Origin of the sequence: Cloacibacillus evryensis DSM 19522, assembly GCF_000585335.1 — a bacterium.
Taxonomy (GTDB): domain Bacteria; phylum Synergistota; class Synergistia; order Synergistales; family Synergistaceae; genus Cloacibacillus; species Cloacibacillus evryensis.
In genome coordinates this window covers 2,728,218-2,749,747 of sequence record NZ_KK073872.1, presented here as the reverse complement: position 1 = coordinate 2,749,747, position 21,530 = coordinate 2,728,218, and the positions used below count along the sequence as shown (strand labels likewise).

The window sequence follows — 21,530 nt, the reverse complement described above, 5'->3', positions numbered from 1 at the left end:
GGCAATTTGGAGTCTGCTTCGCTTAATAAAAGAGACCTGCTGAAGTTTGTGATCCCCTCGCTGCTGGGGATATGGGTATTTCTCGTTCCCTTCCCGCTGCACAGCGAGATGAATACTTTGATAGGCCATGTCAAAGAGTTTTTGATGATGTCGATCGTGGGATGGCAGCCGCTTATCGTTTCCCTGCTGTCGTTTATCGTCGCGTTTCTGACCGTGGCCGCGAAAATTTTTAAGCCCCGCTGGATAATGGAAGATCATCTTCTCCACGAAAACCTCACCGGCGGCCCCCTGTGGTTTGCCGCGCGTATCTGCGCCCTGCCGATCTCGCTGTTCGTGCTTCTGGGTTCGCAGCATTATCTTGGAATCGGCGGGCCGCTCAGCGTCTTTGTGTCCAAGGCCTCGTTCATCGTCAACAATCTGGCTCCGCGCCTCATCATGCTTGCCATCGTTCTCGGCTTCTGGGCGCCGCTGATCATGGACTTCGGCCTGGTGCAGTTTATCGCCGTCTACGCGAGCCCCGTCATGCGCCCGCTCTTCCGCGTGCCGGGCCGCGCGGCGGTCGACTGCGTCGCGTCGTGGCTCGGGAGCAGTTCTATGGCGGTCGTCTTCACGGCGAAGATGTATGACGCCGGATTCTATACGGACCGCGAGGCGGCGGCGATCGTCTGCGGCTTCTCCCTGGCCGGCATCTATAACATCTATGCGATCGCCGAACTTTTCTACATGGAATACGCGATGCCTCAGATATTGTTCGTCATCTACTTTACGATGATCCTGCTGGCCGTGGTCATGCCGCGGATATGGCCGCTGTCGTCCATACCCGACAACTATTATATGGGGCGCGACAATTATCACGCGTCTCTCGCCGGCGAGCGCCACGGGCATTCGATGTTTGGCTGGGCGCTGCTGCGCGGAACGGCGCGCGCGCGCCGCATGAGCGCGAAGAGGTATCTGCGCGAGAGCCTTTCGATAATCTACGCGCTGCTTCTGAGCACCGTGCCGCTGATGATAACCTTCGGCACGCTGCTGGTCATCGTCGCCGAAACGACCAGCGTCGTGGAGCTCCTGGCCGTGCCCGCGGAAACGGCGCTTGACGCGATGGGAGCGATGGAGTCGAAGATAATCGCCTCCGCGACGGTGTTTTCTTTTGTCGACCAGTTCCTCGCCGTCACTTACGGGCGTCTTTTGCTCACAGAGCAGTCCCGTTTCATCTGTATCTGCCTCTCGATGACGGGGCTGATAAACCTCACGGAGGTCGGCCTGCACGTGTGGCATTCAAATATCCCTCTGCGCTTTTGGCAGATGACGGCGGTCTATGTAACGAGGATAATCCTGTCGATGATCATCGTGATCCCAGCCGCGGGAATACTTTTTCCGTAGTCGCCGGATAAAAATATGCCGCCCTGCAGGTTGCCCGAGGCGGCATCTTCGACAATGTTTTAAAGGAGTTCTTTCGTTTCAGTCCTTTTTTATATCGCCTTTCGCGCCGCCGGTGATCCTGAGCAGCTCGTCAGGCGAGATGGGAAAAAAGGCATGATCGGTGCCGGCCGCGGCCCACACCGTCCGATGTCGGAAAAGGTCTTCGTCCAGCAGCGTCGGGGGCTGTTCTGGGTAGCCCACGGGGGGCACGCCGCCGGGGCGGAATCCCGACCATTCCGCGCAGGCCTCGCCGTCGGCGAAAGAGACATGCGAAGCTCCGAGCAGTTTCCTGATCTTCTTCGTATCGACGCGGTTGACGCCGGACATCAGCGCCAGCGCGAAGCTCTTTCCGTGGTTCACGCGCAGGAGTATGCTTTTTAATATCTCCTCTTCCGGCGCGCCGACGGCGAGAGAGGCGTCGGTCACGGTGAATATGGTGGCCTCGGTCTCCATTATCTGCGACGCGCAATCGTTTTTCTCAAGAAATCTCCGTACAGTATCTATCGGATTAAATACCTCGTCGGGCATTTGCGACCCCTCCTTATTATTGATCATGGTTTTTGGCCGGAGACAAGCTTCTTCGTCAGCCGGGGGCGCTCCAGCGCCTCCGAAAAGAAAGACGGCTCGCCGCGGCGCTCCTCCCTGTCCGTTGCGTTGTAGACCTCTATATTTTCCAGCACCGAGCGCACATATTCGCGCGTCTGCGGGTAGGGGATCTCCTCTATCCATTCCACCCAGTCTCTCGCGTCCGTCTCCCACCGCGATACGGAGGCCGCGCCCGCGTTGTAGGCCGCGAGGGCCGGCGGGAGCTTGTCGGAGAATTTTGCCTTCAGGTGGGCGAAATAGGCCGCTCCCAGCATTATATTATGCGTCGGCTCGTATGGCGATAATTCGTCTTTTTTCAGGCGGCCCGCCGCCTCGCGCGCGGTGAATGGCATCAGCTGCATAAGCCCGACGGCCCCGGAACGGCTTACCGCCCGCTCGTTGAATTTGCTCTCCTGCCTTATCAGTCCCAGCAAAATGTTTTTTGAGACGCCCGTCTCCGCCGAGGCCCTGGCGACCTCGCCGTTCCAGCGCCGCATATAGGCCGCGCGCGCGCAGGCTTTGCGCGCGGCTCGCGTGAGCGTTGGATAGCGCCCCTCGTAGGCGAGCACAAGGCTGTAAAAATCGCGGGGGCAGCGCAGCGCCAGCATCGAGGCCGTGAGCGCCGCCTCTTCGGTTCTCCCCAGCTTTTCAAAAGCGCGTATCTTCCAGTAGGCGACGCGCGAGGGGCGCATTTCAAAGGGGGCCGTGAGCGGGTTTTTCGACCAGTGTCCCAGCGCCGCCGCGGCATTTCCGCATTTCCATTCCTCCCAGCCGTTGCGCCAGTCATTCGCGGCTTCGCGGTGGATGGCGTTGGAAACGGGCAGGAAGCACGCGAGAATGACGCAGAGGAGCGCGGCGCGGAACGCGGTTTTTACCGCCGATCCATTTTTCCGCTTGCGGTCGGGGAACCTTTGCGCTATTTTAATGAGGATGACTTTTGCCCCGGAGGAAATTACATGCATATAACTGCGGCTCCTTATTACGTAAATATAAAAAAGTATGCGGCAGAACGCCCATGAAGTCAAGAGAGGCAAAACTGCTGGCCGAGGCGGCGCACGAAGCCGCGGTCAGCGAGGCGCTTACCACGCCGAAGCCGGGGCTTGTGGACGCGGAGGGCAGCGGCTGCCACAACGACATGGACTGCGCGCTTTTTTTAAAGAGCGCGCGGGCGATCGCTCCCTTTTGGGAGGCGCAGGCCCGGACCGGCCTTGAAGGAACGCCTCCGTCCGCGGCGATGCGGGAGCTGCGGGCCGCGGGGGCGGCCATGGAGAGGGCGATGTTCGCCGCCACTGATGGGATAAACACCCATAAGGGGCTGATATACCTGATGTCGCTGCTGCTCTACGGCGCCGGGTACGCGCTCTCGTCGAGAGATCGGGTTTCGGCGGCTGACGCCGCGAAGGCCGCGTCGCTCGCCGTCCGCGGCGTGGTGGAGAAGGAACTGCTGCCGTTGGCGGAAAAAAGACCGGCACGGGAGTTGTCGAACGGGGAACGGCTCTTTGTCGAGTACGGTATAACAGGCATCCGGGGCGAGGCCGCGGCGGCCTTTCCCTCCGTCATCGGCGGGGGGCTGCCGGCGATGCAGAGAGCGGCCGAGGCCGGAGCGTCGGAAAACGACGCGGGGCTTGCCGCACTTTTGACGATCATGACGGTCTGCGAGGACAGCAACGTGATACACAGGGCCGGGTACGATTATTGGAAGAATGTTTACCCGCCGCTTGTCGGAGCGGCGTTGGCGGCCTTTGACCCGTGCCGCCCCGATTATCGCCTGCTGCGCGAACTTGAGGCCGCCTTTCTGCCGCTGCGGGTAAGCCCGGGGGGCGCGGCCGATCTCTTAAGTTGTACATATTTTTTAAATTCTTTACGAAAAATATAATCTATTAGTTGTCATACTATCGATATTGTTGTAATATAATAGGAACAAGCCTTATATTCAATCCAAAATTTCATAAGGAAAGGGAGCCTGTGAAAAATGAGTCTAGGTAATAGGATCAAATCACTTCGTAAGGCGCAGCACCTCACTCAGCAAAAACTTGCGGATAAAGTTGAAGTGAGCCGGATCTATGTTCAGGCGCTTGAAAGCAACCGCCGTCTTCCTTCAATGAAACTTCTTCAGAAACTTGCGCCGGCGCTCAATGTAGAGGTCACCGACCTTCTGATGGACTTTTCCTCTCCCGACAAACCGGGACGCGTGCAGCTCGAATCGATGCTCGACAACGGCGAGCTTGAGATATGGTACCGCAGCAAAAAACTCTCGGAGAAGGAACTTCGCCGGGTATACCGCGTCATCGAAGCCGCTCTTGACGACTGGGATGAAAAGGATGCTTCCGGAGAATAACGCCGAAGAATTAGAGGAAGATAGTTTTGAGGATTTTCCCTCCCCTCCGCCGGTGATCCCGGAATGGGCGCGGTTGGAGGGGAGCCAATGGCAGCGGCTTGACGAGTTCGACATTCTGGCGAAGGCCGAGGAACTCACGGGACTCTCGCTTGATATAAAATATGAGCCGCTCCCCGTGGGGGTATGGGGGATACACCTTGTGCGCGGCGAACGGGGCCGCGTTTTCGTCAACTCGCGGCTGCCTCTTTTTTGGCGGCGCTTCGCGATATTTCATGAGCTTTACCACCTGCTGAATCACACAAAAGGGGCGCGCTTCTGGCAGCACACCTTCGTTTCGATGGAGAGCTTCGAGAACCGAGCCGACAGCTTCGCGTGGGCCTCGGTGTGGCCGGAATGGGAGGAAAACCAGTATTGCGACTGGAAATGAGGGTATGCCCGCATGTCGGATAAATTGAAGAAACTCGCCTTCTTCCTGCCCTTCGCGGGGTGCCGCGGCCAATGCGTGTACTGTGACCAGCGGGCGATAACCGGAGTGGCGGAGGTCCCGACTCCGGAAGATGTCCGTTCCGTCTTGAAAGATATCACAGAGCCGCGGGAGATCTGCTATTTCGGAGGCTCCTTCTGCCGTTTCCCGGAAGACAAAATAAAAGAATACCTGGACTGTGTCACGGAGTGCGCTCCCGCGGGCAGCTCCGTGCGTTTTTCGACATACCCGGGAGACCTTCGCTGCGACGCGCTGCGTTCGCTGATAAAACAATATCCGGTATCGCGCATAGAATTAGGCATACCGACGCTTGATCCCGCCGTTCTCGCCGCCTGCCGCCGCGAGGCCGATCCGGAAAAAATATTCGAGGATATCGCCGTCCTTATGGAGGATTCGCTGCCGATCGGCGTCCAGATGATGATCGGCCTGCCCGGACAGCGGAGGGAGAGCAGCCTGCGCGACCTTACGAAGCTCGCGGCCCTTAAAGGGGATGAACGTTGGGAGCTGCGCCTCTATCCGTGCCTTGTGATCGGAGGTACGGAGCTTGAAAGGCTCTGCGAAGAGGGGAGATATCATCCTCTGTCCGTAGAAGAGGCCGTGTCGTGGGGCGGAGAGTTTATCGAACTAGCCCTCGAGCTTGGGTTCATCCCGATCAGGATCGGCCTGCAGGAGACGGTCTCTCTCGCAGCCGGGGTGAAGGCCGGACCGCATCATCCGGCGCTCGGCGAGCTGATCCTCGCGGAGGCGGAGGCCAGGCGGCTCGTGAAACTGGCTCCCGGCGGCCCGTGGCCGGTCCCGCGGCGCGACATCTCAAAATTCCGCGGACATGGCGGCTTCGGTATAAAACGCCTTGCAATACACGCCGGAATATCGGAAAATGAGGCTGCGGGACGCGTCGTATACGAAGACAGACCTCCCGCGGGAACGACATCAGAGATCAAGAGGGAGCCGAACGAATGAAAGAGACCAGCGACAGGGAGAAGATAATCAGGTTATTCGAACCCTTCGATAATAAAATATTTCCCGTGAAAAACCGCTTTGTCAGGGCGGCGACGTGGCTGGGCGCCTGCGAAGACGCCACGGGCCGCGCGACGCCCGCGGCGATATCGCGGCAGGCGGAAACGGCGTCCGGCGGCGCGGGGACGGTGATATCTGAGTTTTCCTATATAAGTCCCGAGGGCAAGGCCGTGCCGCGGCAGTGGGGGCTCGACCGCGGCGAGGCCGTCGATGATGTGAGGAGGCTCGCCGGCGTCATCCACGGCAGCGGCTCCAAACTCGTGGTGCAGATATGCCACGCCGGCGGCGCGCGCAGGGCGGACTTCTCCAATGGTATGCCGGCCTACTCCCCGAGCGGCGGGGAATACCCCGGAAGCGACATGCGGAGTATCATGATGACAGAGGAAGATATCCAAAAAGTCCGCCGTGACTTCGCGGCGGCGGCGCTGCGCGCGCGGGAGGGGGGCGCTGACGGAGTGGAGATACACGGCGCTCACGGCTATCTGCTGACGCAATTTCTCTCACCGCTCATCAACCGCCGCAGCGACCGTTACGGCGGGTGCTTTGAAAATCGTCTGCGGCTGACGCGCGAGGTCTACGCCTCCGTGCGCGAGGCCGTAGGGAGGGATTTTTCCGTATGGCTTAAGATGAGCGTCACGGAGGGGGCCGAGGGCGGCTACGGCGTCGACGAGGGGATAGAGGCGGCCCTTACGCTGCTGCGCGACGGGGTGAACGTCATCGAGGTCTCATCCGGCACCGGGTACGCGGCGCCGGAGCATATACCGAGCGTCGTCGGGATATCCGCCGGCGAGTCGGAGGCGCCTTTCGCCGCCTACGCGGCGAAGATAAAGGCGCGCGCGCCGCAGGATTCCCTGGTGACGCTGACCGGCGGCCTGCGTTCGCTGCCCGTGATGGCGGCCCTGCTTGACAACGGCGCAGCCGACCTCTTTGGGCTTAGCCGCCCCTTCAACGCGGAGCCCGACCTTGTAAATCGCTGGGCCGAAGACGACGCGAGGCCGTCTGCCTGCATCTCCTGCAACGCCTGCTTCAAGACCGCCGCCTACGGCGTGGTGGATTGCCCGATCATGAGGGACAGGCAGGAGGGCGACTGGGACCCCCTTTGACGGCGACGGTCCCGCCTCCGTATATATGGCTGACAGGACGGACGGCTTTTGCCGCCCGTTTTTTGTTTCGGCAAAATCGGCAATAGTACCTTTTTTTACCGCTTTTTTATGAACCTGCATAAAACAAAGTAGACTGAGGTTGACAATCGCATAAAATCAAACTAAAATTCATAAGAAGCGTTTCATAAAACAAATATATCAGAAAAGTATGTTTTCTAAGGAGTGTATTTAGATGGATAGTACGCAATTACAGAACCTTTTAATGGAAAAAGCGCATACGATGCCGAACAAGGCGCGCCGTGTGGCGGAGTACCTGCTTGCGAATATGCGGGAGGCCTCCTTTCGCTCAATAGGCGATATAGCGGACGAACTGAAGGTGTCGAAGGCGCAGCTTGTACGCGTGGCCCAGATGCTGGGGTTCTCAGGGTACGCCGAGCTGAAGGCCTGCCTCCAGAAGACGATCCTCGAACAGATCAACCCGGCGGCGCTGCTCGCAAGGGCGGTAAATTCAAGCGACTCTTTCCCGGACAGCGTATCCAAGGCGGAGCACGCGAACCTCGACGATACGATGGCGCAGCTTTCGCCGGAAGAGACCGACCGCTTCAATGAGATAGTCAAGGGAGCCAACAACATCTACTGCGTCGGCTGGGGGATCTCGTCGCTCGTCATGGAGCTTATGCAGATACGCCTCACGATCATGGGATGCCGCGCTTTCCTCTGCCGCCGCGGCGGCCTCTCCCTCTGGGAGCAGGTCCGCGGGGTCCGCGAGGGAGACGTCGTCATCGTCTGTGAGCTCCCGAGCTACGCGGTCGAGGTCACGGAGTCCGTGGAGATCGCTCACCGCAACGGCGCGAAGGTCATCACGATGACGGACAGCGCCGCCGCTCCCGTCTGCCGCTTCGCCGAACTCCAGCTCAACGTTTCGGCCAACAGCCCCACCTTCGGCAGCAGCATAATCGGCCCGATCTTCCTCACCCATGTACTCACCTCGTCGCTCGCGGTCTCGCTTGGCGCCGAGGCGAAAAAGTCCTTTGACGAGCAGGCGAATTTCCTGCATGACGAGAGGATATTCCACCCGATATTCGGCCTCAAATACTGACATCCGCCAATTTGAGAGAAGAGGAATCGAAAAACGGGGAGGCTCGCTGAGAGCCCTCCCCGTTTCAGTCTTTGACAAAACTCCGATCGTCAGCGCTTCCAAGTGAGGGTGTCGAGCTTTTCCATCGGGAAATTGAGAAGCGTGTCGGCCTGCGGGGCCTTGCCCTCGGCGAGACGGTTGAACTCCGTCAGCATTCGCACGTAGGCAAGCCTCTTTTTCGGAGAGCTTTCGCCGTGCATCCCGGCTTTGAGCAGGACGGCGAGCTGCTTATAGACAGAGGGTACGGGAACGAAGGCCGGCCCCTCCGGTGTCAGCATTATCGTATAGATGAAAGAATAACTGTCCTTGCCGCTGTATTGTTTGTCGAGCATTTGATAGAAGGGAGCCGCCGGGGCTATATAGATGCTCGTGCCCTTGGGGACCTCTATCTTGGCCGGCAGCGCGTGCCATCTTGTGTACTGGAAGGGCGTCGAGGCGATGAATACGCGGGGCGCCCATGTCGTCATGCCGATCCAGAGGTGTACGCCGTCACCTTCGAGATTTGTGAAGGAGAGCCGCCAGAGCAGGTCGTTCTTGGAATCCTGATCTACCTTGGAGATGACCGGGTCGCTCGATATGAAAGACAGGCCGTCAAGCTGGTCAAGTTTCCTCGCTCCCGCCGGCGTCCTCAGCCAGGCGGAGGTTATCGTCCCCTTGTCCTGTTCGAGGACGACGATCACCGGAAATTCCGGCACCTCAAGGGTCCTGATGCTGATATTTTTGTCGCTCATCTCAGCGGCCGGCAGCAGGTAGAGAACGAGGGCCGCCGACAGGAAAAGGAACGGCAGGAACCACATCGCGCGGCTCTTTTTTTTATTCGCTGCCTCGCGGCGATCTCCGAAGTCCCGTTTGAAAGGCGTCATATTTCCGATATCCACACCATGCCGTCCCTCTCGGAAGAGGGCAGTTCATCGTACAGCTCCGCGACGCTCTTTTCAAAGAGGGGATGTATCATCTCGGGAGCTATCTCCATGAGCGGCTTCAGCACAAATCCGCGCTCGTGCATGCGCGGGTGGGGGACGGTCAGCTTCGGGTCTTTTAAGGAGAGGGAATCGAAGAAGATGATGTCTATATCTATCTCACGCGGTCCCCAGCGCATACCCGCGGAACGTCCGAGCTCCGCCTCCGTCTTTTTCAGCAGGCAGAGCAGTTCAAGCGGCTCCAGCTCGGTGCGGACGGCCGCGCACATATTGAGAAAGAGCGGCTGGTCCGTCACGCCCCATGGCTTTGTCTCCCAAACGCGGCTCTTAGCCTCTATATGTATGCCCGCGCCGGCCAACCTAGCTACCGCCCTTTTGAGTATGTCGAGGCGGTTGCCGAGGTTCGATCCGAGGGCGAGCATCACCTTATGGTCAGACATATTTTGCCCTCCGTACCGCTTCCGTCATCATAATGACCTCTTTATTCTCTCTCACATCGTGGACGCGTATGATGTCGGCTCCCTGCCAGCAGCATACGGAGGTCAGGGCGAGCGTGCCGCAGAGCCTATCCTCCGCCCTCTTTGTCCGCGTGGCGGTCCCGACGACGCCCTTGCGCGAGGCACCGACCAGCAGAGGGTATCCGAGGGCTTTAAAGCTTTCGCAGTGGCGCATCAGCAGCAGGTTCTGGTTGTAGTCCTTCGCAAAACCCACCCCCGGGTCAATGATGATGTTTTTTCGCGGGGCGCCAAGCCTCTCGGCCTTTTCCGCCGCCTCCCGCAGGAAAGAGCATACCTCGGATATGAGATCCCCGTATTCGCACTTCGTCTGCATATCTCCCGGCGTGCCGCGCATGTGCATCACTACGAGCGCGGCCCCATATTCCGCGGCGGCCTGTGCGATCTTCTCGTCGAACTGAAGCCCCGAGACGTCGTTGATGATGTCGGCGCCCGCGTCTAGCGCGGCGCGCGCGACGGAAGAGCGTGTCGTGTCTATCGAAAGCGGCATCTGCGGAAGTTCGCGGCGTATGGCCCTCACCGCCGATTCCATACGGGATATCTCCTGTTCTTCGGGTACCCTGCCGGCTCCCGGACGCGTCGACTCCGCGCCCAGATCGAGGATGTCGGCCCCTTCCGAAGCCATGCGCAGCGCCCTCTTAACGGTTTCTTCCGTCTCCGCGCCGCTTCTGCTGCCGGCAAAAAAGGAATCGTCCGTGAGGTTTATTATCCCCATCAGCAGCATCCCTTCCCCGAAGGCCAGCTCCGCGCCGCAGGGCAGTTTCATCGGACAGGGTCCCTTGGGGGCGATCAGGGCGCGTATATCGTCCGCCAGGCGTTCGAGCCCCCACCACGGCATCCGCGCCAGTTTTTCCGCGAGATGGCCGAGCTGTTTGGCGGTGCCGAAGATTATAACGTCGCTCTTGCTCACGCCGCAGGTGATGACCTGCGCGTGCACGGCGGCGTCGCCGCCGCGCGCAAGCATCTCCTGCTTGATGATGCTTGCCGCCGGCGCGGGGACGTCCGTGACGCAGAGCTGGAGCATTTCGCGGCGGTTCTCAAAGTAGGGCAGTGATTTCATATCGCAGCCTGCCTTCGCCACGGCCTCGGAAAGTTCGATCTTATCCCCAAAGCGTATGAGATGGACCGGCATATTTAGTCGAACTCCTGGATGATCGGCAGGCCCGCGAGGTGTTCGGTGTAATTGAGCCCCATGAGGCAATAACCGTGCAGGCTGTCGAATGTGAGGAGGCTGTAGGAGGCGGTGTCGACGTGGAGCCGCCAGTAGCAGGGGCGGCTTACGCCGAGCGCTCCGGCCATGAGCGGTTTCAGCACTCCGCGGTGGGCCACGAGCGCGATGTTGCAGCCGCGGTGCTCCTCGATGACGCGGTCGAGCTCGGCGAGCGCGCGGTCGCGCACCTCGTCAAGGGTCTCCCCGCCCTCTATCTTGAGCTCCTCCGGCTGATCCAGCCAGGTCTGCCATTTCTCAGGCTCCTCGACGGCGAGCTCGGCCTTCTTTCTGTTCTCCCACGGTCCGAGGTGGATGTTGCAGAAGCCCTCGCGCCCCTCGTAGGGGAGCCCCAGCGCGTCGCCAAGTATCCCCGCCGTCGTCATTGCGCGTGACAGCGGGCTTGAGTAAATATACTCTATGTTTTTATCCTTCATTGCCTTCGCGAGCGCGTGGGCCTGAAGCACGCCGTTTTCATTCAGAGGGAAATCCATACAGCCGCGTATGCGGTTTTCTTTATTGCCGGCGCATTCGCCGTGGCGGATGAGGTAGATAGAGGTCTTGTCTTTCTTCAATTTCTTCACTCCTGTTGCGATTGCAGATCATATAGAAATACCGGAAACCGGCACGTTTCCTTTTTATGCCGCGGGAAACGGGTCCGCCTGCCCGATAGCTCAAACATTCGCTCATTATACAACAATAGCGCGGTGATACGCCTTTCGTTGACTCTGCGATTTAAAATATTTTATCCACGCTTTTTAAAATAATTTTTTTGACCTGTATTGACAAAAGCCTCTGCGACGATTATTATTTAGCTGTCGTTGGGGTGTTGGCACTCATAGGTATCGAGTGCTAACAAGAAACGAATAACTTTTATGGCAGGTGAGATGTGATGGTCACAGAAAGACAACTGGAAGTCGTACTCTCCGTGGTATACGAATATATAAAGAGCGGAGAGACTGTAGGCTCCCGCACAGTCTCACGACGCTACCTTACCGGACGCAGCTCCGCGACGATAAGAAACGAAATGTCCGATCTGGAGGATATGGGTTTCCTTAAGCAGACCCACGCGTCGTCCGGACGGATTCCCACGACTCAGGGATATAGACTATATGTCGATTCGGTACTTCAACGTGTAAATAGCGCCGGGCCGTCTGTAAAATTACTAAAAAAGATGATGGAGCACCGGCAGGGGCTGGGCAAAGTGCTTGAATCGGCCTCCGAAATGCTGAGCCGCGTCTCCGACTACGTCGGGATAGCCGCCATTACGCCGCTTGACACTGTGCGGTTCCATCATGTGAGCTTTGTGCGCATGAGCGAGTGCCGCGTCTTGCTGCTGGTGGTTCTTCAGGGCGGGCTTGTGCACCAAAAATTTATCGATATGCCTGTGGACGTGCCGCAGGAGGAGCTTGACGAGCTGGCATCCAAGCTGAACCATTTTTCCGGATGTGCCTGGAGCGAGATAAAATACTCACTGAAAACTAGGCTGATGGAAGAAATAAGCAGTTACCGCGATGTCTGCGCCCAGGCTCTGTTTGAGATAGACGTGCTGCTCGGCGCTCCTAAAACGAGGATCTTCACGGGGTCGGTCAGCCAGATCATGAAACTTCAGGATTTTCAGGATCTGGGACGCATTCAGGCGCTCTGCTCCTTCATTGAGGAGGAGAGCAGCATGACGGCGCTGGTCAACCGCTGTTCGATGAATGAAATGAACATCATGATCGGCGATGAAAACGGCCTGCCGGGCATGAAAAGCTCGGCTCTCGTCGCCGCGACGGGAGAGGCCGGAGGCCAGAAGGCCGTGGTCGGCGTGATCGGTCCCGAAAGGATGGACTACGAGAAAGTAATAACCGCGATAGACGGAGTGCTGCGCAAGCTGGATTCCGAATCAGGCGAAAGAGGAGACTGAAGAGATGGACGAACAGAAAAAACCGAATTGCGGCGATCCTCAGACGGACGCGGAGGCTGAGTTCGAGGGCGTTCCCGCCGCCGAAGAGAGTGCGGCTCAGCCTGAGGCGGTTGAGTCCGAAACACTGAAAGAGGAGATACGCAAGCTCAAAGAAGAGGTGGCGAGGGGCCGGGCCGATTATTTCAACCTGCGCACCCGTATTGAGCGGGATCGCGAGAACAACGCGAAACTTGCCGCCGAACAGGCGATAAACGAGATGCTGCCGGTATTTGAGAACCTTGAAAGGATCGTGGCGGCGGTCGATGATAAAGATAGCAGCCTCGCGAAGGGCATGGCGATGGTCACCAAGCAGTTCGCTGACGGCCTCTGTAAACTGGGGCTGGAATTCATCCCGACTGAGGGCGAGTTTGATCCTGCCCTTCATGAGGCGGTAAGCATGGAGCCTGTTGACGATGCCGAGAGGGACGGACACATCATCGGAGCCCTCTGCCGCGGCTACAAACTTGCGGGACGTGTGCTCAAGGCCCCGCAGGTGCGGGTCGGCAAGTATAACGGCTGATTTGTAAACGGGGCTTAATGCCGATTAGGCAATAAAACGGAAGCAACAGACGGACAGCTATAGAAAAATAGATGCCGGACGAATCAGATAAATCATTAACATAAAAGGTGGAATTGATTATGGGAAAAGTTATTGGAATAGACCTTGGAACAACTAACAGCTGCGTAGCCGTTAAAGAGGGAGACAACGTAACGGTAATACCGAATCCCGAAGGACAGCGTACCACCCCCTCGGTCGTGGCCTTTACGAAAGACGGTGAAATACTTGTCGGGCAGCTTGCGAAGCGTCAGGCGATCGTAAACCCCGACCGTACGATAATGTCGATAAAGCGTTCGATGGGCACCGATAAGACAGTGACCGTCGACGGCAAAGCCTACACGCCGCAGCAGATATCGGCGATGATCCTGCAAAAACTCAAAAAGGACGCGGAAGAATACCTCGGCACCGCGGTTACCGACGCCGTCATCACCTGCCCAGCCTACTTCACCGACGCTCAGCGCCAGGCGACGAAGGACGCGGGGACCATCGCCGGACTCAACGTCCTCCGTATCATCAACGAACCGACGGCGGCCTGCCTCGCCTATGGCGTGAACCTCGAAAAGGGCGACCACAAGATAATGGTCTACGACCTCGGCGGCGGCACGTTCGACGTCTCGATCCTCGACGTCGGCGACGGAGTGTTTGAAGTCCTCTCCACGGCGGGCGACAACCTCCTCGGCGGCGACGACTGGGACAACGCGGTGGTCGAGTGGCTCGCGGCGGAATTCAAAAAGAGCGACGGCATCGACCTTCTGAAGGACAAGATGGCCGCGCAGCGCCTCCGCGAAGCGGCGGAAAAGGCGAAGGTAGAACTCTCCTCGATGCAGGAGACGACCATCTCGCTTCCCTTCATCACCGCTGACGCCAACGGACCGAAGCACCTCGAACTCAAGCTCACGCGCGCCAAATTTGAAGACCTCACGCGCAGCCTGCTCGACAAGACGATCACCCCCGTCAAGACGGCGATGAAAGACGCCGGACTTGAGGCCTCTCAGATCAACAAGATCCTTCTCGTCGGCGGTTCCACCCGTATGCCGATGGTGCAGAAGCTTGTCACAGAGCTCATGGGCAAAGAGCCGAGCAAAGGCATCAACCCCGACGAATGCGTCGCGATGGGCGCGGCGATCCAGGGCGCGATCCTCGCGGGCGAACAGCAGGGCATCGTCCTCGTCGACGTCACGCCGCTCTCGCTCGGCCTTGAGACGCTCGGCGGCGTCTTCACGAAAATAATTGAAAAGAACACCGCGATACCGGTATCCAAGAGCCAGGTATTCACGACGGCGGCGGACAACCAGCCGCAGGTCGAGATCCACGTTCTGCAGGGCGAGCGTGCGATGGCGGGCGACAACGTCTCGCTGGGACGCTTCTTCCTTGACGGCATCAAGCCGGCGCCGCGCGGCATCCCGCAGATAGAAGTAACCTTCGACATCGACGCCAACGGCATCGTCAACGTCACCGCGAAGGACAAGGCGACCGGCAAGGCCCAGAACATCACGATCCAGTCATCGCGCCTCAGCGACGAGGAGATCGAAAAAATGCGCCGCGACGCCGAGATCAACGAAAGCGCCGACAAGAAGCGCAAAGAGCTCATCGAGGCTCGCAACGAGGCGGAGTCAGTAGTCTATCAGGCGGAAAAACTCGTAAAAGAATCCGGCTCCGCGGACGCGGCCGCTCAGGCGAAAGTCAACGACAGGATCGCCAAAGTACGCGAGAAAATGAGCGGAGAGGACGCCGAGGCGATAAAGGCCGAATCAAAGCAGCTTATGGACGAGATGAACGTTCTCGCCCAGGCGGCCCAGAGCGCGGGAGCCTCCGCCGGAGCCGGCGCGCAGCAGCAGGCGCATCCGGAAGAAAACCCCGACGGGGAGACCGTAGAGGCCGAGTTCCACGAGGAAGACAATTAATTTAATAAAAAATCATTAAGCATATGCCGCGGGATGATGCCCGCGGCATATGCGCCCAAGATAAAACGGCCGGTCCGACAGTGGTTCAAAAATTTTTAACTAATCTTGACAAATAGCCGCACAGGTGTATAATCCTGTGCGGCAAATAATAAAGCCTCGTTTTTGGAGGATCGCCGTTAATCTGTTTTAAAGGCGAGGCACAGACTTTAAAATTTATAGCGAGGTGAAGCGCTGATGGCTGCTCCCGGTAAAAAAGACTATTATGAAATATTGGGTGTTAGCCGGGGAGCATCGGCTGACGAAATAAAGAAGGCCTACCGTACCCTTACGCGGAAATACCATCCTGATGCGAACCCCGGCAACGCTGAGGCGGAGGCTAAATATAAAGAGATCAACGAGGCGAACGAAGTCCTCAGCGACCCCAAAAAGCGGGCGCAGTACGACCAGTTCGGCTACGTCGGCGACGTCCCCCCCGACGGTTTCGGAGGGGCGGGCGGTTTCGGGGGCTTTGGCGGACAGGGACAGACCTTTACGCAGGAAGACCTCGGAGACATCTTCGGCGACCTCTTCGGAGCGGGAGGCTTCGGCGGCGGACGCCGGCGCGCCTCAAACCCGAACGCGCCGCGCCGCGGCGCCGACCTTGAGGCGACCGTCAAGATCACCCTTGAAGAGGCCTATAGAGGAGTTAAGAGAAAACTCGAGATACCGCGCCTCGACACATGCAAACACTGCGGCGGCAGCGGCGCGGAACCGGGCAGCAAGGTCGAGACGTGTCCGACCTGCCGCGGCACTGGACAGATGCACGAGGTGGTGAACACCCCCTTCGGACAGATGCAGCAGACCGTGACCTGCACCGCCTGCCACGGCAAGGGCAAGATCGTCGACAAGGTCTGTACGGAATGCCGCGGGAAGGGACGCGTCAAACGTATCCAGAACGTCGAAGTCAAGATCCCCGCGGGCGTGGACACCGGCACGAGGCTTCGCGTCTCGAGCAAAGGCGAGGCCGGGATCAACGGCGGCCCGGCGGGAGACCTCTTCATCCTCACCGAAGTGATGCCCGACAGCCGCTTCACGCGAAAGGGCGACGACCTCAACACCACGGTGGAAATATCTTTCCCCCAGGCGGCCCTCGGCAGTGAGATCAAAGTCGACACCTTCGACGGCACGGAAAAGCTCGACATCCCGGCCGGGACGCAGGCCGGCTCAAAATTGCGCATACGAGGCCGCGGCATGCCGCGGCTCAAGGGCAAAGGCAACGGCGACATGAACATCCTCGTGAAGGTCAAAGTACCCAAAAACCTCACCGCGAAAGAGCGCGAACTGCTCAAAGAACTCGCAAAAGAGGGTGGCCAGCAGGTAAACGGCTAAAGCTGAAACTGACAGATCTGTGCCAGACTGCCCATGGCGGACGCATAGACAATGTCCATGACTTCCTTCTGTTGGGGAAAGGTAAGTATCGATTCATCCTGTCATGCCCAAGTACTTCGTCGCCCCGGACTTGCTCCGGGGCGGCTTCAGGTTCGCTGTTTTGTCATTCCGTCCGCCGCGCCGGAATCGAGTGACTTTATGTTTTTGCTCCGCCGTCGCCTGTAATGCCAACGATCATTGGCTCCGGCTCGGAGGCCGGAGCGACGGAAGAGCGGAACGCTGGATCGCGGTCTGCCATTTCCTCACAATCGCGGATATTCCCGCCCTGGCCGGCTCCATGCCGGACGGAACTCTCTCGCGCAAATCAGCCCGTTTGCTCCGGGAAGCCGGCAAATCCAGCCTCATGCTAAATCAAATTACACGGGATGAAACAATCTTGGGCGTCGATGGGTACGACCTCTTCACACATACAGATGATACCGCCGCCGCCTCTTTCAATGGAAATTTTATCAAGGAACGCATATTTTTTAACCTCGCGCCTGTCAGGATTGGCAGATTTCTTGACCTCCAGCGGATGTATGCGGTTATTCTCTTCAACAATGATATCGATCTCCTTAGCGTTGGCATCCCTGTAATAAGTGAGATTTGCTCTTGACCTGGCGTATGCGTAATTTTTAAGGAGTTCGATGACGACATAGTTTTCAAAATAATGGCCGCTGGCGGCTCCGTTCATTAAAGTTTCATGCGTCAGCCACCTTGAAAGGTGCGCACAGAGCCCTGTGTCGCAAAAATAAAGCTTAGGCGTTTTTGTGAGACGTTTCAATTCGTTATTTGAAAAAGGCTGAAGAAGATAAATAATTCCCAACCCTTGCAGGATCCGCAGCCATTCCTTTGCCGTGGGCTGTGAAATATCAGCGCTCTCGGCCAATGTCTTGTAATTGACCTGTTCCGCCGTCAGCGCGGCGCAGGCGTTTAAAAATTTTCGAAAACGCACGGCGTCAGTGATCCTCCCAGCATCGGATACGTCGCGCATCAGGTAGGTATCCACGTAAGAACTATAGTATTCCTGCCGCTGTTCCGCGTCCGCGGTGAGTACCTGCGGCATTCCGCCTCTCCATATATGCTCAAAGACGTCAATAATATTGTTTTTATTTACATTTTTCCGCCGTTCCAAAAGGCACGGCAAAGAAAAGTCAAGCTCTCCCTGGAAAGTGCGCCCAGCGATCTCGGCCTGGGAAAGGCTGTACAGCTCCATTATGCCGATCCTTCCCGCCAGCGTCTCTCGTACATTACACATCATATTGTATTGCTGGGAACCTGTCAGCCAAAAATTTCCCAGTTCTTCCCCAGCGTCGCACATGATCTTAATCTGTTCAAAAAGCTGCGGGGCCTTCTGTATTTCGTCGATAATGACAGGCGGCCTGTACGTCTGAAAGAAAAGAACGGGATCGCTCTGTGCGAGCGACCTTACCATCGAGTCGTCAAGGCTCACATAAGTCCGGCCCTGCCCTTCGGACAGATGCTTCAGCATAGTAGTCTTACCAACCTGCCGCGCTCCCGTGACCAGAACAGCCTTAAAGAAAGTACTCATATGCAGAAATTTTCTCTCTAATGCACGGCGTATATATTTCAAGCAATTAGCACCTCCTAATTTAAGAAAATATAAGATATACTTTATTTTATCTTATCTTAAATTATTGTCTGCGTCAATGAGGAGCGCTTTACATACAGGGCAACAGCATTTACTTTTTACATAGTTAGCGAGAAACTATAGAGATGGAAATAAAAACATTAAAAGAAGAAATCCAGAATATCACGGAACCAAGACGAACAAGCCATGGCAACATACGCCACAAGCTTGAAGATATCATAATCATCGGGTTATGCGCGACAATATGCGGAGGCGAAGACTATGCCGATATGGAGGAGTTGGGTATGGAACGCGAAGAATGGCTGCGTAATTTTCTTGAGCTTCCAAACGGAATCCCCGACAGCGATACGTTTCGTCGCATTTTTGAACGCTTAAATCCGGCTGAGCTGTCGAAATGCCTTTCAAACTGTGACTTACTATAGGGCGTGAAAAACGCGTGGTAATAGTGGTTGACGGAAAAACAATGCGCGGCAGCGCTGAACACAAAGCATATCATGTGGTGAGCGCTTTTGTCGCTGAAAATCAAATCACACTTGGTGAAATAGCCGTAACTGAAAAGACAAATGAAATAACGGCGGACACCATGAGCTGTCATAAAAAGATAATCGATAAGATAGGCGAAAAAAGAGCGGATTATGTGATAGCTTTGAAAGAAAACCAGCCATGTATAGCGATGTTGCACTATATTTTGAAACATTTGGCGAAAAGACAGAGCGAATAAAGGCGATTGACAATGGGCATGGGCGTATAGAACAGCGCGAATACAGGCTGCTTACGGATATTTCATGGCTTGAGTAGCAGGAGGAATGGAAAAACCTCATGTCAGTCGGAGCGGTAAAATCAATCGTGTATGAAAAAGCGGAAGAACGGGAAGCCACGTGATATTCCATTACCTCACTGACAGATACTGGAGAAATTGCCAATGCGGTCAGAAAACACTGGTCGATAGAAAACCAACTGCACTGGTGTCTTGATGTGATATCCCGGGAAGACGTGACAAGAGCGAGGAAAGACAAATCTCCGCTCAACATGAACGTATTGCACAAAAATGCTCTTACCCTGTTAAATCAAGCGAAATATGGTCGTTTGAGCAAGAAAAAGATGATGTTCAAGGCAGCTCTTAACCTGAAAGTTTTGCTTGACATCTTACTTGTAATGGAGTAATTTCACAATAACGTCAACAACATAGTACAGGCTAGAAAAGGTAATCGCCTTTGTGATTGGTACATACAGATGCAAAGTGTTTCAAGCGGCGGTGCCATAATATAAATACAATGAGAATGGAGTGATCAAATCATGTTATGCAGAATATCAGAGTACTTCTATTTAGACCTTTTACTAACTTTATCGGAAGCGATTGATGTGTCGTTTTGCGACAGACACAAACAGGAGCCACAGCTTATCGCAAACTTAGCAAAAAATTTGCCATATATGATAAATAGTGATCATAGACGAAATTCTCCACATCCCCCTCTCCCGCATACAACATGCGGCTCGGTCTTTGTGCACGGAAGCCAACTAGTCGCTCCATGTGTGGGTGAAGAGTGCGCTTTTCCTCGAAAAAAACCAGCGTCAGTAGAAATCGGCGACCTTTTGCTTATTTCAACTATTCACAAAAATAGGAACACAACACGAAAGGCTTTGTTGCTGCAGGCAAAAAAAGTGAGCCATGCGTGTGATATATTTAAGCATCTTGAGAACCCAAACCAATATCATATATATTCTAAATGGCCTCCCATTGAATATATAAAAGGCATAGAGATGCACTCAAAGCAACAGATAAAATGTAAAAGAAGCGGCTGTAAAGATTATCAATCATGTTCAAGAGATTTCATAGATCTTTCAGACACTGACCCCAGAAAGGCTACACAATATCTAATCATATCTGAAAATAATTGTGAAGCGACGTGTCCTTGTGATGATTGCATCATATCTCGCTCAACGTACCCATCCCATTGCTGTTGTCCTTTACCTCCAATGTTTTTACATCCCCCCTGCTATACAGCGGAATTAGACACAAAGACAAAATTCAACAATTTTGTCAGTTTTAACTGCATGCTATTGCAATTCATTCTAGGCAAAACAGGAAAAACTTTTGAAGATATTAACAAACCCGGTAACATAACTGGATGGGATATTCTCGTCAATGATTTAATCTGTACAGTTGAGGGAAAATCATCATCTTTCATAAAAAATGCACAACCGAAAGGTGATAACGTAAATAGCGCTTCGCGAGGACAAGGTGTGCTGTGTTTCCTGCCTAGCTTTGGGAATATAAATTTAAATAGTTTTTTGGATTATTCTATACTCACTAAAAATAAAATAATAACCACATATACTGAGAGGGTAGACGGACCTCCTTCAGTCAGCGACATGTCGAGGGAAGATAATGACGAGCCTCGAGGAATCAGCATTATTGAATTTGTCACAGACTATGGAGAAGAACATACAAAACGTGAATATTTATAAGGTAAAAGAAATAGCAGCGGGTTTATTTGGCGAGCCGGGGAACGGACAAAAGGTTGGCCCCCGCGCAGGGATTGTGGTTCATGTATATACGGAAAAACAAATAAAAGAAGCATTAGAGGTGTTTGATCGCGTGGGTTTCGTTACCACCGTAATAAGACAACGGGTTATTCATCACGGACAAAGCGGCTTGTGCAGAATTTGGGGCAGATTAAACAACGAGTGCTTTTACCATAATTTATTAAAAAACTTTTAATTGTACAATTGTTTGAAGATTATGCAGGAAGAATTGTCGCTAGTGAGTTTAAGATTTAAAGGAGTGGTAGGAAGTGATTTTCAAAAAGGAGTGTTTCATATCGGATATTGTTTCTGTTGTATCGTAAGCGTCAAATGTCCAGTACCTATACCGCCCCCACCCAGAGCATTAAACTCTTCCCTGTAATCCATTAACCAGGGAGGAGTTTTGTCATGTTGGAGTGTTCCGGCAAGGAGATATATCTGGTCTGCGGCGCCACTGATATGCGTAAGGGGTTGGACGGCCTCGCTGCTATCGCAAATCTGAGATTTGCCTGTGTTTCTTTTGGATCCGCCATGTTTATTTTCTGCAATAAGAACCGCAATCGCGTGAAGATAATCGAATGGGATGGGGACGGTTTTTGGCTTTATCAAAAGCGTCTTGAGCGTGGTACGTTCCCGTGGCCCCCGGATGGGCATGGAAAGAGGATAAGTGTCACCGGCGAGGAGTTTTCCTGTCTGTTTGCCGGAACGAAGCTGAGGCGTAAGCTCAGCATGAGTGAAGTGTTTCCCGCAGCGTCGGTCCAGGATAATAGTCGGAATTGCAAGTCCTTGATATGACTGGATTTATGCTGTGTCATCATTTATAATTGCAGGTATGGAAAATCTTGTTC

23 protein-coding genes are annotated in these 21,530 nt (G+C 55.3%); 16 read left to right on the top strand and 7 right to left on the bottom strand.

What is annotated here, in order from left to right; all coding sequences use genetic code 11:
• Window positions 1-6: 6 nt before the first annotated feature.
• A complete protein-coding gene (locus CLOEV_RS12340) occupies window positions 7-1,380 on the top strand; it encodes a YjiH family protein (protein ID WP_156938421.1) in 1,374 nt (457 codons plus the stop codon).
• Between the two features lie 78 nt (window positions 1,381-1,458).
• On the opposite strand, the gene CLOEV_RS12335 is transcribed toward CLOEV_RS12340, so the two are convergent.
• Window positions 1,459-1,947, bottom strand: a complete 489-nt coding sequence (locus CLOEV_RS12335) for an aminoacyl-tRNA deacylase (protein WP_008713366.1) — start codon at window positions 1,945-1,947, stop codon at window positions 1,459-1,461.
• Window positions 1,948-1,970: 23 nt separating this feature from the next.
• Window positions 1,971-2,966, bottom strand: coding sequence for a lytic transglycosylase domain-containing protein (locus tag CLOEV_RS16140; protein WP_051485068.1), 996 nt, complete (start codon window positions 2,964-2,966; stop codon window positions 1,971-1,973).
• Between the two features lie 53 nt (window positions 2,967-3,019).
• On the opposite strand from CLOEV_RS16140, the gene CLOEV_RS12325 reads away from it, so the two are divergent.
• From CLOEV_RS12325 to CLOEV_RS12300, 6 genes are all read left to right on the top strand, one after another.
• A complete protein-coding gene (locus tag CLOEV_RS12325) occupies window positions 3,020-3,880 on the top strand; it encodes a triphosphoribosyl-dephospho-CoA synthase (protein WP_034444055.1) in 861 nt (286 codons plus the stop codon).
• Between the two features lie 96 nt (window positions 3,881-3,976).
• Window positions 3,977-4,342, top strand: a complete 366-nt coding sequence (locus tag CLOEV_RS12320; RefSeq protein ID WP_008713358.1) for a helix-turn-helix transcriptional regulator — start codon at window positions 3,977-3,979, stop codon at window positions 4,340-4,342.
• A complete protein-coding gene (locus CLOEV_RS12315; protein WP_034444053.1) occupies window positions 4,326-4,769 on the top strand; it encodes an ImmA/IrrE family metallo-endopeptidase in 444 nt (147 codons plus the stop codon). Before CLOEV_RS12320 ends, CLOEV_RS12315 begins: the two co-directional genes overlap by 17 nt.
• Window positions 4,770-4,781: 12 nt before the next feature.
• The gene (locus tag CLOEV_RS12310; protein WP_034444051.1) at window positions 4,782-5,786 is read left to right on the top strand and encodes a radical SAM protein; all 1,005 of its coding nucleotides are present in this window, start codon (window positions 4,782-4,784) and stop codon (window positions 5,784-5,786) included.
• Window positions 5,783-6,946, top strand: coding sequence for an oxidoreductase (locus CLOEV_RS12305; RefSeq protein ID WP_051485067.1), 1,164 nt, complete (start codon window positions 5,783-5,785; stop codon window positions 6,944-6,946). Before CLOEV_RS12310 ends, CLOEV_RS12305 begins: the two co-directional genes overlap by 4 nt.
• Window positions 6,947-7,178: 232 nt before the next feature.
• On the top strand, window positions 7,179-8,045 hold the full coding sequence (locus tag CLOEV_RS12300; RefSeq protein ID WP_008713351.1) for a MurR/RpiR family transcriptional regulator: 867 nt from the start codon (window positions 7,179-7,181) through the stop codon (window positions 8,043-8,045).
• A gap of 89 nt (window positions 8,046-8,134) precedes the next feature.
• On the opposite strand, the gene CLOEV_RS12295 is transcribed toward CLOEV_RS12300, so the two are convergent.
• The 4 genes from CLOEV_RS12295 to CLOEV_RS12280 are packed head-to-tail and all read right to left on the bottom strand — an operon-like array spanning window position 8,135 to window position 11,310.
• Complete coding sequence (locus tag CLOEV_RS12295) at window positions 8,135-8,962, bottom strand: hypothetical protein (RefSeq protein WP_034444049.1); 828 nt, start codon at window positions 8,960-8,962, stop codon at window positions 8,135-8,137.
• On the bottom strand, window positions 8,944-9,444 hold the full coding sequence (gene folK, locus CLOEV_RS12290; RefSeq protein WP_008713347.1) for a 2-amino-4-hydroxy-6-hydroxymethyldihydropteridine diphosphokinase: 501 nt from the start codon (window positions 9,442-9,444) through the stop codon (window positions 8,944-8,946). Before folK ends, CLOEV_RS12295 begins: the two co-directional genes overlap by 19 nt.
• Window positions 9,437-10,651 (bottom strand): dihydropteroate synthase, encoded by a 1,215-nt coding sequence (folP, locus tag CLOEV_RS12285; protein ID WP_034444047.1) that lies wholly within the window; start codon window positions 10,649-10,651, stop codon window positions 9,437-9,439. Before folP ends, folK begins: the two co-directional genes overlap by 8 nt.
• Window positions 10,652-10,653: 2 nt before the next feature.
• On the bottom strand, window positions 10,654-11,310 hold the full coding sequence (locus tag CLOEV_RS12280; protein ID WP_372493919.1) for a histidine phosphatase family protein: 657 nt from the start codon (window positions 11,308-11,310) through the stop codon (window positions 10,654-10,656).
• A gap of 308 nt (window positions 11,311-11,618) precedes the next feature.
• Between CLOEV_RS12280 and hrcA the strand changes: the two genes are divergently transcribed.
• The 4 genes from hrcA to dnaJ all read left to right on the top strand — a co-directional run bounded on the left by hrcA (window position 11,619) and on the right by dnaJ (window position 16,505).
• Window positions 11,619-12,635: a heat-inducible transcriptional repressor HrcA gene (gene hrcA / locus CLOEV_RS12275; RefSeq protein ID WP_008713341.1), complete on the top strand. Its 1,017-nt coding sequence runs from the start codon at window positions 11,619-11,621 to the stop codon at window positions 12,633-12,635.
• A 4-nt stretch (window positions 12,636-12,639) separates the two neighbouring features.
• Window positions 12,640-13,194 (top strand): nucleotide exchange factor GrpE, encoded by a 555-nt coding sequence (locus tag CLOEV_RS12270; RefSeq protein ID WP_008713339.1) that lies wholly within the window; start codon window positions 12,640-12,642, stop codon window positions 13,192-13,194.
• A gap of 119 nt (window positions 13,195-13,313) precedes the next feature.
• A complete protein-coding gene (dnaK, locus tag CLOEV_RS12265) occupies window positions 13,314-15,137 on the top strand; it encodes a molecular chaperone DnaK (protein ID WP_034444045.1) in 1,824 nt (607 codons plus the stop codon).
• A gap of 234 nt (window positions 15,138-15,371) precedes the next feature.
• Window positions 15,372-16,505 carry a molecular chaperone DnaJ gene (gene dnaJ, locus CLOEV_RS12260; protein ID WP_008713336.1) on the top strand — a complete coding sequence of 378 codons (1,134 nt, stop codon included), beginning with the start codon at window positions 15,372-15,374 and terminating at the stop codon, window positions 16,503-16,505.
• A gap of 406 nt (window positions 16,506-16,911) precedes the next feature.
• Here dnaJ and CLOEV_RS12255 read toward each other — a convergent pair whose 3' ends face one another.
• Window positions 16,912-18,096 carry an ATP-binding protein gene (locus CLOEV_RS12255; protein WP_245591131.1) on the bottom strand — a complete coding sequence of 395 codons (1,185 nt, stop codon included), beginning with the start codon at window positions 18,094-18,096 and terminating at the stop codon, window positions 16,912-16,914.
• 185 nt (window positions 18,097-18,281) lie between these two features.
• Between CLOEV_RS12255 and CLOEV_RS12250 the strand changes: the two genes are divergently transcribed.
• From CLOEV_RS12250 to tnpB, 5 genes are all read left to right on the top strand, one after another.
• Window positions 18,282-18,578, top strand: coding sequence for a transposase family protein (locus CLOEV_RS12250; RefSeq protein ID WP_034444040.1), 297 nt, complete (start codon window positions 18,282-18,284; stop codon window positions 18,576-18,578).
• 23 nt (window positions 18,579-18,601) lie between these two features.
• Window positions 18,602-18,877: a hypothetical protein gene (locus CLOEV_RS12245; protein WP_218915523.1), complete on the top strand. Its 276-nt coding sequence runs from the start codon at window positions 18,602-18,604 to the stop codon at window positions 18,875-18,877.
• Between the two features lie 575 nt (window positions 18,878-19,452).
• Entirely contained in the window at window positions 19,453-20,625 is a 1,173-nt protein-coding gene (locus CLOEV_RS16935; protein ID WP_156938419.1) for a hypothetical protein, read from the top strand.
• A complete protein-coding gene (locus tag CLOEV_RS12240; RefSeq protein WP_156938418.1) occupies window positions 20,591-20,878 on the top strand; it encodes a hypothetical protein in 288 nt (95 codons plus the stop codon). Before CLOEV_RS16935 ends, CLOEV_RS12240 begins: the two co-directional genes overlap by 35 nt.
• Window positions 20,879-21,090: 212 nt before the next feature.
• Window positions 21,091-21,477 (top strand): IS66 family insertion sequence element accessory protein TnpB, encoded by a 387-nt coding sequence (tnpB, locus tag CLOEV_RS12235; protein WP_034442351.1) that lies wholly within the window; start codon window positions 21,091-21,093, stop codon window positions 21,475-21,477.
• Window positions 21,478-21,530 lie beyond the last annotated feature (53 nt).